Source organism: Marinitoga sp. 1137, assembly GCF_001941525.1.
GTDB classification, from domain to species: domain Bacteria; phylum Thermotogota; class Thermotogae; order Petrotogales; family Petrotogaceae; genus Marinitoga; species Marinitoga piezophila.
Genome location: NZ_CP009471.1, coordinates 942,953 through 957,207 on the forward strand (window position 1 = coordinate 942,953; position 14,255 = coordinate 957,207).

Consider the following 14,255-nt stretch of genomic DNA (forward strand, 5'->3'; position numbering starts at 1 on the left):
AACAATCCCTCCTCAATAAATTACCAGCGGTAATGAGCAAATGCTTTATTAGCTTCAGCCATTTTGTGTACGTCGTCTCTCTTCTTAACTGCTGCTCCAACACCATTATAAGCATCTATTAATTCTTGAGCTAATTTTTCTTTCATTGGTCTTCCTGATTTATCTCTTGCAGCTTTAACAATCCATCTTAAAGCTAAAGAGATAGCCCTTTCCTCTGGTACTTCAAATGGAACTTGATATGTAGCTCCTCCAACCCTTCTTGGTCTTACTTCAATTAATGGTCTTACATTTTGTACTGCTTGATGATATACTTCTAAAGGATCTTTTTCCAATTTTTCTTTTATTATATCAAATGCACCGTATACTATAGACTGTGCAACTGTTTTTTTACCATCTTTCATTACCCTAACAACCAATTTTGATACCAATACATCATTATATATTGGATCTGGTGTAACCGGTCTCTTTGGTGCTCTTCTTCTTCTCATTTACTTACCTCCTTACTTCTTAGGTCTTTTTGCGCCGTATTTACTTCTGCTCTGTTTTCTTCCTTCAACACCAGCTGCATCCAATGTACCTCTGATAATCTTATATCTAACACCTGGCAAGTCTTTAACCCTTCCGCCTCTTATTAATACATTGGAGTGTTCCTGTAAGTTATGACCTTCACCTGGAATATATGCTGTAACTTCAATTCCGTTTGAAAGTCTAACCCTTGCAATTTTTCTCAAAGCTGAGTTAGGTTTCTTAGGTGTCATTGTTGAAACCCTTACACATACACCTCTTTTTTGAGGATTGCTCTGTAATGCTGGAGATTTTGACTTTTTCTTTAGTTGTTTTCTTCCATGTCTAACAAGTTGATTTATCGTTGGCATATAATTTGTATTCCTCCTTTCAGAATTTTTAAAAATACCAAGTGTATTTTACCTCAGGTCTTTTTAATTTTCAATTAAAATGTTGTGATTTTTTTGTGAAGTTACAAAAACTAAAAAGTTTTATGTATTTTGTTACAGTACTATCCACGGTTTTGTGTGTACGATAACATTATAACTTTTCTTTTATTTTTTCAATAATCTCATTGAGGATAATATTTTTTGCAACTACTGCTATTCTATTATTATAATATTTAAAGTCCTCAGTAACATCTTTTATCGTTTCAATATCAAATTTTTTTAGTACTTCTTCAAAATCTTCTTTTTTATATTTTTTTTCTTCTTTCATTTCTATTTCAAGTAAAAATTTTTCCTCTATATTATACCTTATTTTATTAAAATCAACAAATTCATCAACAACAATTTCTGGATTATCATTTATCATATATCTTATTTTTGCTACCATTTTATATTTTATCAGATTTTCCAATTCCTGTGGTTTTTCTACTCTTTCTTTTTCTATTTTTTCATGTGCAATTTTTGTATTTGCTTTATATGCGTATGTCCATTTGTAATCATAATCTTTATTATTTTTTATTATTGAAAGCCTATATCTTTCTATTTCATTAATATCATCACGAATATACCATTGAACAATACCTATTTTCTTTATAGCCTTTTTTATTAATTCTTCACTTTCATCATTAGAAATAATATATTTTCTTTCAATTTCTATTGACATATAATCACCTCAAAATTGGTTTTATTTATTATATCATATTCATATTGCTCTCATTAAACATAATTATGATTATACTGAATAAATTCTTGAAAATTAAAAAAATTAATGATATAATCAAAATGAAAAGTGAATATTTATGATCCGCAGGGGAGCTGCTGATACCGCAGCTGAGAGTGAGGTGGAAACCTCTGACCCTCATAACTTGATCCGGATAATACCGGCGAAAGGAGCGGAGCAGAGAGTATAAAAAATCAATCTCCTGCTTCGTGCAGGAGATTTTTTTATATCAGGAGGTGATTTTTTGAAGGTATTTATAAATGGAAAAGAAAAGGTCTGTAAAAGCACCAATATAAAAGATTTAGTTGAAGAATTATCCCTTCATAACAAACCAATTGTCGTAATTAAAAACGGAGCCATTGTTTCAAAAAAAAGTTATCCTGATTCTCAAATTTCGGAAAAGGATAAAATTGAAATTATTACTGTTGTAGGAGGTGGTTGATATTAAATTTTATAATGAGGAAATAAATAATCTATTTTTTATGGGCACAGGAAAATTTAAGGATTATTCTATTATGAAAAAAGCTATTGAAGAAGCAAAAATTGAGGTTGTCACTGTTGCAATGAGAAGAGCATCATACGGAAGTTTAAATGAAAGTATTCTGGATTATATTAGTGCAAAAAAAATTATGGTAAACACTTCAGGTGCAAGGAACGCTGAAGAAGCTCTTTTAATTGCACAGGCTGGTAAAGAATTAATGAATACAGACTGGATAAAGATTGAAATTATAAATGATTCAAAGTATTTAATGCCTGATAATCAGGAAACTATAAAAGCCTGTAAATTATTAACAGAAAAAGGTTTTAAGGTTTTCCCTTATATGTGTCCTGATTTATATGATGCAAGAAAAATGATTGAAAATGGCGCTGAGGTTTTAATGCCTCTTGGTTCTCCTATAGGAACAAATAAAGGCTTTACTACAAAAGAACTTGTAAAAATTCTTCTAAATGAATTTGATGCGAAAATTATTATTGACGCTGGAATTGGAAAACCATCTCATGTTTCTGAAGCAATGGAAATTGGATGTCATGCTGTACTTGCAAATACTGCTGTTTCAATTGCGGAAGATCCTGTAAAAATGGTAAAAGCCTTTTCTTTAGCAGCTCAGGCTGGAAGACTGGCTTATCTGGCCGGAATTCCAGAAGAAAAAGAAGTGGCAGAAGCATCTTCGCCATTGTTCGATTATATAGGAAGAGATTAACTATGTTTTCAGAAAACATAGAAAAAATCATTGCTTATGTTAATTCAGCCAGAAAGAACAAATATAATATTAATCTAAATAAAGAATTTTTTTCTGTAAATGACATATATGGATTGCTTCAAAATAATGATCTTCGAACAATGGCGAAGAAAGTAATAAAAAATAATAGAAAATTCTTTGGTGATGTTATATTTTTATATGCTCCACTTTACATTTCAAATTATTGTATAAATGGTTGCACATATTGTGGATTTAAGGCTTCTAATAAAATACATCGATTGAAATTATCATATAAAGAAATAGAACAGGAAGCCTTATACTTAAACCACGAGGGAATTGACCACGTTCTAATATTAACTGGAGAAGATCCTGTAAATTCTAATTTTGAGTATTTATATAATACCATAAAAATATTGAAAAACTTTTTCAAAGAAATTTCTATAGAAACATATTCTTTAACCCGGGAAAAATACGAGAAATTAGTCACAGCAGGTCTTGTAGGGGTTACATTGTATCAGGAAACCTATTCTCCGGAAAAATATAGAGAAGTTCATTTATTTGGTCCAAAAAAAGATTTCAAAAAAAGGCTTAATACTGTTGAAGAAGCCATAAAAGCTGGGGTAAGAGAAATAAATATAGGAGCTTTATTAGGGCTTTATGAACCGGAGTTTGAAATTATAATGATGGCATACCATATGGATTATCTTTTAAAGAATTATCCTAATGTAGAATATTCGATATCTTTTCCAAGAATTAGAACAGCTTTTAATGTAAAAGATAAATTTTATAGTATTTCTGATAAAAAACTTATCCATTATATTCTTGCTTTAAAATTAATTTTCCCTCGAGTACATATAAATATCTCCACTCGAGAAAGCATAAAATTTAGAAATGCAATACTGGGCATTGCCACAAAAATGTCAGCAGGATCAACAACAAATGTTGGAGGATATACATTATACAAAGATTCAACAAAACAATTTGAAATTGAAGATACCAGAACAGTAAAAGAATTTATGAATTATATCAAAACAAGAAATTATAATCCAACAACGGTAAATTGGTTTTAAGGAGGAATTTAAATGACACAATTGGAATTTGCAAAAGCTGGAATTATTACAGAAGAAATGGTTATCGCGGCAGAATATGAAGGAATTTCACCAGAAGAATTACGAAATAAAATTGAAAAAGGATATGCGGTTTTACCGGTTAATAAGAATCATAAATTTGATAATATTAGAGCTATAGGAGAAGGTTTAAAAACCAAGGTTAATATTAACCTCGGAACTTCTCAGGGATATTCAAGCGTCAAAGAAGAAATTGAAAAATTGAAAATTGCTGAGAAATTTGGCGCAGATTCTATAATGGATCTGTCTACATGGGGTAATCTTTCATATATTCGTGATGAAATAATACGTAATTCAAATATTATGGTTGGAACTGTTCCTGTTTATGACGCAGCAACAAAAGCTGTCCAGAATAAAAAACGTGTAATAGATTTTGATGCAGATGATTTTATACAGATGGTTCGAGATCACGCAAAAGCCGGTGTTGATTTTATGACTATTCATGCCGGTATTACAAGAACTACCATAGAAAAGTTGAGAAACTCCAGAAGAATAACAAAAATAGTATCGCGTGGCGGTTCAATAATAGTTGGCTGGATGATTAAAAATCACAAAGAAAATCCATTTTATGAGTATTTTGATGAAGTACTTGAGATATGTAGGGAATATGATGTTACTATTAGTCTCGGCGATGGAATGAGGCCGGGTTCTCTTCATGATGCTACTGATGATTTGCAATTTGAAGAATTATTAAGACTTGGAGAACTGGTAAAAAGAGCTCGAAATGCCGGGGTACAGGTAATGGTTGAAGGACCGGGGCATATGCCTATTGATGAAATTGAAGCAAATGTTATTCTTCAAAAAAAGATTTGTGATAGAGCACCTTTTTATGTTCTTGGCCCAATTACTACAGATATTGCACCTGGATATGATCATATAACCTCTGCAATTGGCGGCGCTATTGCTGCAGCTAAAGGCGCAGATTTTCTCTGCGCTGTAACTCCAGCTGAACATTTAAGACTCCCCACTCTTGAAGATATAAAAGAAGGTGTTATTGCAACAAAAATCGCTGCACATTCCGCTGATATAGCAAAAAATAGAAAACATATGAACATAGATAATCAAATGAGTCATGCAAGAAAAGAATTTAACTGGGAAAAGCAATTTGAAATAGCAATTGATAAGGAAAAAGCTTTGAATTTCTATAGTTCAAGAAAGGGAATGGAAAATAATATGTGTTCAATGTGTGGTCCGCTATGTGCAATGAGAATTACAGAAGAGTTTTTAGAAAAAGAAGAAAGTATTTTTATAGAATAGGAGGCGTTATAATGCTTATTTTCTCAGCTTTCGATCCATCAGGTGGTGCCGGAATAACTCAAGATATATCTATAATGAAATTATTTAAGATAAATCCTATTTCTGTTATATCCGCTTATACAATCCAAAACACAGAGATATTTAAAAAAATCGAATTTAGAAGTTCTTTTGAAGAATTTGAATTATTCAAAAATATTTCTATAATTAAAGCAGGAATGGCAAATGCAGAACAAATAAAATTACTAAGAGAAAAATATCCAGAAGCTAAAATTATATGGAATCCCATAATCAAAACCTCTACAAACTTCAACATCATTTCTCCAGAAGAAGTAAATGAAGGTTCAAAATATGTGGATTTAATAATTATGAATTCAGAAGAATTTCAATTAACAAATCCATTATGCGAAACAATTATAACAGGCGGACATAAAAATTCTGAGAAAATCGAGGTTATTTATAAAAATAAAACTTTCTTTTCAAAAAGATATGAAAAATCCTTACATGGAACAGGCTGTGTTTTCTCATCATTAATTTCCGCTCATATATATATGAAATATAGTGTTGAAGAAGCCATTATTGCTTCTTTAAATTATATGGATAAACTTGTTTTAAATTCAATCAAATTTGTTCAAACGGAAAATTTATTATACGAAGCACATAAAGGATATATAATAGAGGAATTATGGAAGATAAAACCACAAATAATAGAACTTGGAAAGTATACTATTCCAGAAGTAGGTCAAAATATTGTTTATGCACTTCCATTTGCTTCAAATGAAAATGAAGTTGGGAAATTTCCTGGAAGAATACACAAACTGGAAAATGAGATTAATTTCATTCATGAACCTGCTTTTTTTGGAAAAAGCCATATGGCAAGGGCAGTAATTGCAACAATGAAATACTTCCCATGGATAAGATCTGCCATGAATATACGCTATGAAAAAATATATATAGAAAAAGCAAAAGAACTTGGATATAAAACTTATTACCTTGATAGAAATAATGAACCTGTTGAAATACAGTCAAAAGAAGGACATTCTATACCTTATGGTTTATCAAATATATATAATGAAACTAATTCTCCTATAGATTTTGTATGGGATGATGGATTTTTCGGAAAAGAAGCTATGATAAGGGTTTTTGGTAGAACGCCAACAGAGGTTATAAAAAAAGTAAAAGATATTGTTTTGTGATATGTATTATAAGCCTCCTAATAAGTCATATTAGGAGGCTTATATTAATAAAAATTTTATTTTTGAAAAAAATAAAATAATGATATAATTAATCTGAACATAAACTTTTTGTTTGGAGGAGTTTTTATATGAAAAAATTTTTGTATTCATTATTTATTGTATTTTTTATTACTTTGCTATATATTGTGTATATTTTCACACCTTTGAAATATCCAATAAAAAATATAACTACTGCAGAGTATAAAACAGAAAAAATTGGAAATTTGAAAATTTTATATTTATCAGGAGAACCTCAAGATATTGGTTACCAACATGGTTTAGCTCTACGAAATGAAATTAATAATATGGAAAAGCTTCTTGAAAATGAATTGAAAAATAAAACGATATTTGAAAAACTTATTATACGATATACAATGAAAAATTATTTTAGAAAGATACCAAAAGAATATAAAACAGAAATGGCTGCAATTGCAAAAGGAAGTAATACTTCACTGGATTCAATATTCTTAATGAATATATATGATGAACTTTTTAATCTATATGGATGCACAAATATTGCTGTTTTTGGCAAAAAAACAAAAAATGGGGAAATATTGCATGGAAGAAACCTGGATTATTTTTTATCAGATAAACTATGGGATAAAAATGTTTTATTTGTATATCAGCCACAAAACGGATATAATTTTATTTCTCTCACGTGGCCAGGACTAATTGGTGTATTATCCGGAATGAACGAAAGAGGGATTTCACTTGGTTCAATGACATCAGAATCAAAATATCAAAGTTCCTCCGGAATACCTACTGGTATATTATATAGAATGATTATGGAAAATGCAAAAGATATCAAAGATGTTGAAGTCATATTAAAAAACAATAAACGAACTATTGGAAACAATTTGATGATAGGAAGTAAACATGACAAAGAAGCTGTAGTTTTTGAATTTGATAGCAATAACTTAAAAGTAAGAAAAAATGATAATTATATTGTTTCTACAAATCATTTTGTTTTACTAAAAAACAAAAATGGAATTTACAAAGGATCAATTTCAAGAAAAAATAAAGCAGAAAATTACATAAAATCTTATAATTATCTCACAGTAAAAAATATTATTGAAATATTAAGAGACCTTATAGCAAATAATGAAAATGATGAACCTATATGTAAATATGAAGCTGTTCATAGTATAGTATTTCTTCCAATTAGTTCTGAATTTTACGTTGCAGCCAATGACGGAATATATGCTTCCGCCGGAAGATTTTTTCACTTTAAATATGATAAGAAAATCATACAATATATTGATTATATTGATTATTCTCCAGACTATTTATGGATAACAAAAAATTTATTTATTGACAAATACAAAAACAAAGAATGGTCAAACCAAAAAGCCATTTCATATATAAAATCATTTATTAAAAATAGAAAATTATCAGGTTGGGATATAATAGATCTTATAAAATTCTATAAAGAACTTGACCTTAAAAATGAAACATCTTCACTTATTGAAAAATTAAAATCAATTTTTGAAAAAGACAAAAATGCTTTATTTAATCTTCCAGCTGAAAAAATAAATTCACCGGAAACTTTTCTTTTAAGGGACCATTATAATAATTCATTATTAAATTTAATATTGGCATATGAAATCATTGATAATAAACAGAAAATGAAAGAATATAGCAAACTTGGTTTAAATGATAATGTAATTGAAGATGACAAATGGTATAGCATGAAGTTTAAAGAATATTATAATAAGTAATTCAAATATAAGGGGGTATAAATATGAAAAAAACTTTTCTTTTTTTAGTAGGATTGGTTTTAGTTGGAATATTATTTTTTTACTTTATATTCAAAACACCATTAAATAATACCTATAAAAAAATTGATGTTCAATTCCCTATTTACCCTGAAAATAAAAATATTGTTTACTTAAACAAAGGCAATTTTACCGCTGATGAAAATGGTTATTTATATTATGTCACACCAATCTTTAATTCAGAAAAAAATAAGGAACAATTGCTAGTCTCAAAATTAAATATTCTATCAAAAAATATTGATTATATATATTTAGATACTAAAACTTTTGAAACTACAGAAAACCATGGAATTATCCTTGGATCACTAACTTTTGATAATAATATTTTATACTATAAAGGTAGCAAAGGAATTTGGAAAATAGAAAATAATAAAGTTGAATTTTTACCTTTCTTAAACAAAATTGAATTTGACTATGCAAATGGTGGTTTTGTATATTTCAAAAATTCTTTCTGGATAATTAGCAAACCAATTTATCGTATAGGTAAAAAATATGGTATCTATAAATATACCAAAAAAAATGATGTTCTTATATCTGAAAAAACAATAAAAATCGAAGATGTACCTTTAAACATAATTAAAAATAATGATGAAGTTTATATTTTTTGCCATGATATATATTCAGAAAAATATAATTTATACCAAATAAAAAACGATTCTTTAAAAAAGATTTATTCAATTGATGGAAAAAGATTTAATTCTAGTGGTTGGTTCAAATCCAACGATTCTGATAAAAAATATCATTGGTTTAGTTTAAAATTCATTTCTGTTTTAGACAATAAAATGTATATTCTTGGAATTTTAAAAGATTCAAATGAATATAAACTTTTTGAAATTAATTTAAATACAAAAAAAGAAAAATCATATAACATTCTTCCACCTTTAAATTCAACATTTCCAACTACACAATATCTCTTAAAAAGATATAATAACAAATCATACTTATTTATAAAAAATCAAGATGATCCTCCTAACTCTATAAAAATTTATATAAAAAAATAACCTTTTCTGGTAATATAAAATCTTTTTAAATCTCCCGATTAAATTCGGGAGATTTTCTTATAATAAAAATATATTTTTCTCGTTTTCATTTTGCAAAGAAATACATATTTCTTTAAGAAATATCATGTTATAATCAAGATAAGAAATAATACATGGTGGTGATGGGGATGAAAAAACTTTCTACAACCTTGAAATTATCCGTATTAGAGGCTATGGCATTTAATGCCTTCTTTGTAGCAACACAAACGTTCATTATAATCTCCATAGCTCTTTATTTTAACGCTTCACCTTTTCAAATTTCGATAATATCTTCTTTCCCTGTATTTGCACAAATGTTTCAGGTTTTTACACCTTTAATCTATAAATTATTTGGAACTCGAAAAAAGAGTTTAATTATAGTTTCCATAATAGGAAGAGGATCTCTTGTATTGCTGCCTATAATAGTTTTATTAAATATAAGAAATTCTCATATATTTGTAATGATCATGATATTATATGCTTTTTTTGGAACGTTTATCAGTAATATATGGACAGCAGCTATGCGGGAGTTAGTACCTTTCGAAGATAGAGGAAAATATTTTGGAATGCGAAATGTTTTTGCCTCAGCAATAGGTATCTTAGCCACTTACCTTTATTCCCAATTTCTTGATTTTCCAAATGAAAAAATGGGAATTTTGCTGGTAACCTCTATTATGGCCTTATTTGCTGTAATAACAATAATCCTCCTTGCCTTTCATAAGATTCCAGAAATCTGCGAAACTTCACAAAATGAATTAAAAATAAAAAAAGCCTTTCAGGATAAAAAATTTCAAACGTTTCTTGTATTTGTTGGAATATGGACATTTGCAATAGAATTAACAAGACCATATTTTTCATATTTCCAGGTTGCTATATTACACATTAATACAACATTTCTCGGTAAAATGAGTGTTATAACCGGAATAATTTCATTAGTATTATATCCATTTTATGGAAAATTAAGCGATAGATATGGGAATAAGAGCATACTTATGATTGGAATTTCTCTTGCAACTATTGCACCATTATTATATTTTGTTATGACAGATTATAATTATAGAAGTTTATTATTGCTTGATAGTGTGTTTTCAGCATTTGCGTGGGCTGCTATAAACCTTACATTTTTCAATCTATTACTTGAAACCATTTCAGAACCTGCTGAAAATTATGTTGCTGCATATGCTTTAACTTCAGGAGTTACAGCAATTATAGCTTCAAATATAGGTGGTTTTTTTGGAAATATTTTAAAGGATAAAACATTTTATATACTTGGCGACAAATATCATGGAATACAATTATTAATATTTGCCGGATTTTTATTGAGAATCTATGCTTTACTGCATTTGACAAATGTTGAAGCATATGAAAAACCTATACGTTATAAAAGCTGGTTGCTATCTAACCCATCTTTATTTAAACGTAGAGAAATCTCATTACCTATATACTTAAAGATTTTTAGAGGAAAAAAGTTAAAAAAGAAATAATAAATAAAAAGTAGGCTGTAAAAATTTTTACAGCCTACTTTTTATTTATTAGCTTCTCCCCATTTCACAACAGCAGCAGCCCAGACAAATCCAAGCCCAGCTCCTACCATTACTATATTATCCCCTTCCTTTATCTTTCCTGTTTTCAATCCCAATTCTATTGATAATATCTGATCATTTTGCCCCATATGTCCATACTCTTCTAAATATGTACTCTGTTCTTCTTTTAATCCTAATTCTTCCAATACTCCTAAATGTGCTGATCTTTTAAAATGTAGTATTGCAAGGTAATTTATATCTTTTCTTGTTAATTCTGCCTTTTCAAGCGATCTGTCTATTACATAATAAAAATTTGGCATTGTTTTTTCTTTTAGTTTTTCCTTAAAATTCTCTATATCTCTCACTACAAAATGCATTCTTTTTACATCTTCTTTTTCCATTGGCCATTTTTTGCTTCCCCCGACTTCTATTACACAATCCTCTGCAAATGAACCATCACCTTTAAATGCTGTACTGAGTATTATATTGCGATTATAATCTTTCCTTAATACCATTGCTGCTCCGCCGGCTCCAAGGTCAAACATGAATGATGTCTCTTTTACTCTATAATCTATTAAATCTCCATTTCTATATCCGCTCACCAAAAGTACTGTATTTATATCCTCATTTGCTATCATCATTGATTTCGCAACTTCCATTCCTGCCATCATCGAACCACACATTGCTTCCATATCAAATGACCATGCATTAACTGCCCCTATATCATTTGCTACTTTTAGTCCTGCTAACCAATTTGGATAATCCTTATGTTGTCCTCCATTCCAGATTACCAGGTCTATTTCTTCTGGAGAAATCTCAGCATCTTTAATTGCTTTTAATGCTGCCTGTATTCCCATATAACTTGTTGTATCTTCTGGACCTGGTATTGGTTTCTTTATCACTCCAAATTTTTCTTTTATTACATCAACCGGTATTCCACTTTTTTCTGCTATTTCTTCTGCTGTCATATAATTTTCAGGAATATACGTCCCTATTCCCATTATCCCTACTTTCATATTTTCACCCCATATAACTTTAAATCACATACACTTCAATTATAACAAATAAAGGGGCTTTTGAATGAACAGCCCCTTTATTTGTTATATATTTATTCTTCCACAGAAGATTTTAAGATTTTCTTTATAGTCGTTTCCATTTCATTTACACTTGCATTCATTTCCTCGGCAGAAGCTGATACCTTTTGTATATCTTCAGATAATATATTGATTTTTTCATTTATTTTTTCAAATTGGTCTGTTGTATTTTGAACCATAGAACTTTCATCTTTTATTTGTTCAATCATATTTCCAATTCCTTGATTTACCATTTCTACAACTTCTTTCATTTCATTAATTGTTTCATTAATATTATTGGAATATTCTTTTGTAGTATTTGCAAGCTCACTTATTTCAACAGCGATAACCGAAAATCCTTTTCCAGCCTCACCTACTCTTGCAGCCTCTATTGATGCATTTAATGCCAACAAACCTGTTTGATTTGCTATTTTATTTATCATATCAAGGATTGGTACAAGCTGTTTTGTTTTATCAGTTAGTCTATTAAGTTTTTCGGTTATATCTCCTATATTATTTTCTATAATATTATTTTTCCCTTCTAATTCTGAAACAACGTCTTTTCCTTTAATACTAATTTCTGTAATTTCTTCAGCTTTTGTATTTAAGGAAACAGCTTGTTCAGTCACTTCATCAACAACTACACTTACTTCACTTAAAATAGAAGATACACTTTCCAGCATTTCATTGCTTTTTGCTCTTTGTTTTCTAATTTTATCTAATAACTCTTCGGCTTCTTCCATTATGTATATAATACATAAATCTTCTGGCATTAATCCATTATAAACTGCCTTTGCTCTTTCACGACATGTTTCATATCCACAAGCCGTACAATTTCTCTCATCATTAAGTCTATTTGTTTTTTCTAATATTTTCACAATAAATGATTCTGGCGGTTCTTTATAATTCACAGGTTTTGCTTTGAAATATCTTTTTAAATTCATTTCTTCATATATTTTCTTTGTATCTTTTAAAGAAATTGTTTTCTGAGCTACTTGCTTTCCATCTTTGGTTAAAAACTTATTTTTCACCAATCTGTCTTTTGTATATTTTATAATCTTCGCTCTTTTTTCAAATAAAGGTATATCTTTTCTTGTTGCTGGACCGTCTATACATCCTTCGCAAAAAAGTATATCGATAAATTTTGGCGTTACATCTTTTTTACCGGCTTTTATATTCTTTTCAAAATCCTTAAAAAACGGAATCGAACGTTCTTTTCCTTCAATTACAAGAACATCTTCTTCAAGCATTATATCATCAATTTTTTTGTTTTTTAAATAACTTGCAGCTGTTTTTGTCAAACCACCACTTACAGGGAATAAAGTTGCATAATTTGGTTGATATCCATCAAATAATTCTTCTTCTAACACTGAAGGTTTTATATTGTTTTTTTCAAATAATTCATTTATTTCTTCAAAAGTTAATACAATATCAACTAATCCCTTTATGCTTTCATGTTCAATTTCACTTTTTTTAGCTGTACATGGACTAATAAATACAACCTTAGCATTTGGTTTTTCTTTTTTCACAAATGCTGCGGTACTCAACATTGGACTATATGATTCTGAAAAATATTGTAATAAATCTGGTTGCCATTTCTCAAGATAATTTATTAAAGATGGACATGGGCTCATAATAACATATTCTGGTTTCTTTTCTTCCATTTCTTTTAACACTTCCAATGTTGTTAATTCTGCACCAAACGCTACTTCATGAACTTCATTAAAACCCAATTTTTTTAATGCTGCTGCATATTGATTAGGTGTGGTATTTTCCAAATCACCAACATATGCAGGTGCAATTATCGCAACAAGATATTCGTTTTTATTCTTAAAATCTTCAAATATATCAATATCCTTTCTATATCTACGTGCTTGTGATTCACAAGATAATATACATTGTCCACATTTTATACATAAATCGGAATCTGGTTCTACATAGTCATCATATACTTTATTTGCATGAACTGGACACACTCTAATGCAGTTATAACATAACGTACATTTTTCTGGTTCAGTATAGATTATATTTCCATTCATGAATTTCACCTCTCAAAAATTAACTCTAAAATTTTATTATGAACTCATTCTCATATTCGCAGATTATTATATTACATTTATATATCCATATTTATTGATAAATAATTACATCTTTGTAAAAAACACACTTTTTATTTTTAAAGTTTTAATAATTATGATATTTTATGTCTAATATATGTACAATATTAATTATTATGTTTTTTATAATTTTGTTTTTTCACAAATCACCAAATTTGTTGCAAATTTGCACAAATAGCGAATTTTGATAATTTACAAATCAAATAAAAAGTTATATACTTTTATTGCATCGAATTTTTAGATAAAGGGAGTGAGTAAA

General features: G+C 28.7%; 13 protein-coding genes and 1 riboswitch. Of the genes, 8 read left to right on the forward strand and 5 right to left on the reverse strand.

Features of this window, described 5'->3' with window-relative positions; translation table 11 throughout:
* Window positions 1-20 precede the first annotated feature (20 nt).
* The 3 genes from rpsG to LN42_RS04770 form a co-directional block, all read right to left on the reverse strand.
* Complete coding sequence (gene rpsG / locus LN42_RS04760; RefSeq protein WP_014296372.1) at window positions 21-488, reverse strand: 30S ribosomal protein S7; 468 nt, start codon at window positions 486-488, stop codon at window positions 21-23.
* 12 nt (window positions 489-500) lie between these two features.
* Entirely contained in the window at window positions 501-875 is a 375-nt protein-coding gene (gene rpsL, locus LN42_RS04765; protein WP_014296373.1) for a 30S ribosomal protein S12, read from the reverse strand.
* Window positions 876-1,044: 169 nt separating this feature from the next.
* A complete protein-coding gene (locus tag LN42_RS04770) occupies window positions 1,045-1,614 on the reverse strand; it encodes a hypothetical protein (protein WP_014296374.1) in 570 nt (189 codons plus the stop codon).
* 135 nt (window positions 1,615-1,749) lie between these two features.
* Window positions 1,750-1,860, forward strand: a riboswitch (TPP riboswitch).
* Window positions 1,861-1,915: 55 nt separating this feature from the next.
* On the opposite strand from LN42_RS04770, the gene thiS reads away from it, so the two are divergent.
* The 8 genes from thiS to LN42_RS04810 all read left to right on the forward strand — a co-directional run bounded on the left by thiS (window position 1,916) and on the right by LN42_RS04810 (window position 10,767).
* Entirely contained in the window at window positions 1,916-2,113 is a 198-nt protein-coding gene (thiS, locus tag LN42_RS04775) for a sulfur carrier protein ThiS (RefSeq protein WP_014296375.1), read from the forward strand.
* Complete coding sequence (locus LN42_RS04780; protein WP_014296376.1) at window positions 2,106-2,873, forward strand: thiazole synthase; 768 nt, start codon at window positions 2,106-2,108, stop codon at window positions 2,871-2,873. The genes thiS and LN42_RS04780 overlap by 8 nt, the downstream gene beginning before the upstream one ends.
* A 2-nt stretch (window positions 2,874-2,875) precedes the next feature.
* Window positions 2,876-3,943, forward strand: coding sequence for a 2-iminoacetate synthase ThiH (gene thiH, locus LN42_RS04785; RefSeq protein WP_014296377.1), 1,068 nt, complete (start codon window positions 2,876-2,878; stop codon window positions 3,941-3,943).
* A 12-nt stretch (window positions 3,944-3,955) separates the two neighbouring features.
* Window positions 3,956-5,257 (forward strand): phosphomethylpyrimidine synthase ThiC, encoded by a 1,302-nt coding sequence (gene thiC, locus LN42_RS04790; protein WP_014296378.1) that lies wholly within the window; start codon window positions 3,956-3,958, stop codon window positions 5,255-5,257.
* Between the two features lie 11 nt (window positions 5,258-5,268).
* Complete coding sequence (locus LN42_RS04795) at window positions 5,269-6,450, forward strand: thiamine-phosphate synthase family protein (protein WP_014296379.1); 1,182 nt, start codon at window positions 5,269-5,271, stop codon at window positions 6,448-6,450.
* A gap of 128 nt (window positions 6,451-6,578) precedes the next feature.
* Complete coding sequence (locus LN42_RS04800) at window positions 6,579-8,207, forward strand: C45 family peptidase (protein WP_075780430.1); 1,629 nt, start codon at window positions 6,579-6,581, stop codon at window positions 8,205-8,207.
* Between the two features lie 23 nt (window positions 8,208-8,230).
* On the forward strand, window positions 8,231-9,265 hold the full coding sequence (locus tag LN42_RS04805) for a hypothetical protein (protein WP_014296381.1): 1,035 nt from the start codon (window positions 8,231-8,233) through the stop codon (window positions 9,263-9,265).
* A 167-nt stretch (window positions 9,266-9,432) separates the two neighbouring features.
* On the forward strand, window positions 9,433-10,767 hold the full coding sequence (locus LN42_RS04810; protein WP_014296382.1) for an MFS transporter: 1,335 nt from the start codon (window positions 9,433-9,435) through the stop codon (window positions 10,765-10,767).
* 41 nt (window positions 10,768-10,808) lie between these two features.
* On the opposite strand, the gene LN42_RS04815 is transcribed toward LN42_RS04810, so the two are convergent.
* A complete protein-coding gene (locus LN42_RS04815; protein WP_014296383.1) occupies window positions 10,809-11,822 on the reverse strand; it encodes a 3-oxoacyl-ACP synthase in 1,014 nt (337 codons plus the stop codon).
* 92 nt (window positions 11,823-11,914) lie between these two features.
* Complete coding sequence (locus LN42_RS04820) at window positions 11,915-13,918, reverse strand: [Fe-Fe] hydrogenase large subunit C-terminal domain-containing protein (RefSeq protein ID WP_014296384.1); 2,004 nt, start codon at window positions 13,916-13,918, stop codon at window positions 11,915-11,917.
* Between the last annotated feature and the right edge of the window lie 337 nt (window positions 13,919-14,255).

Excerpts from the sequence above, each read along its gene's own strand:
- rpsG (WP_014296372.1), bottom strand. The coding sequence starts at position 488 with ATGAGAAGAAGAAGAGCACCAAAGAGACCGGTTACACCAGATCCAATA.
- rpsL (WP_014296373.1), bottom strand. The coding sequence starts at position 875 with ATGCCAACGATAAATCAACTTGTTAGACATGGAAGAAAACAACTAAAG.
- LN42_RS04770 (WP_014296374.1), bottom strand. The coding sequence starts at position 1,614 with ATGTCAATAGAAATTGAAAGAAAATATATTATTTCTAATGATGAAAGT.
- thiH (WP_014296377.1), top strand. The coding sequence starts at position 2,876 with ATGTTTTCAGAAAACATAGAAAAAATCATTGCTTATGTTAATTCAGCC.
- thiC (WP_014296378.1), top strand. The coding sequence starts at position 3,956 with ATGACACAATTGGAATTTGCAAAAGCTGGAATTATTACAGAAGAAATG.
- LN42_RS04795 (WP_014296379.1), top strand. The coding sequence starts at position 5,269 with ATGCTTATTTTCTCAGCTTTCGATCCATCAGGTGGTGCCGGAATAACT.
- LN42_RS04800 (WP_075780430.1), top strand. The coding sequence starts at position 6,579 with ATGAAAAAATTTTTGTATTCATTATTTATTGTATTTTTTATTACTTTG.
- LN42_RS04805 (WP_014296381.1), top strand. The coding sequence starts at position 8,231 with ATGAAAAAAACTTTTCTTTTTTTAGTAGGATTGGTTTTAGTTGGAATA.
- LN42_RS04810 (WP_014296382.1), top strand. The coding sequence starts at position 9,433 with ATGAAAAAACTTTCTACAACCTTGAAATTATCCGTATTAGAGGCTATG.
- LN42_RS04815 (WP_014296383.1), bottom strand. The coding sequence starts at position 11,822 with ATGAAAGTAGGGATAATGGGAATAGGGACGTATATTCCTGAAAATTAT.
- LN42_RS04820 (WP_014296384.1), bottom strand. The coding sequence starts at position 13,918 with ATGAATGGAAATATAATCTATACTGAACCAGAAAAATGTACGTTATGT.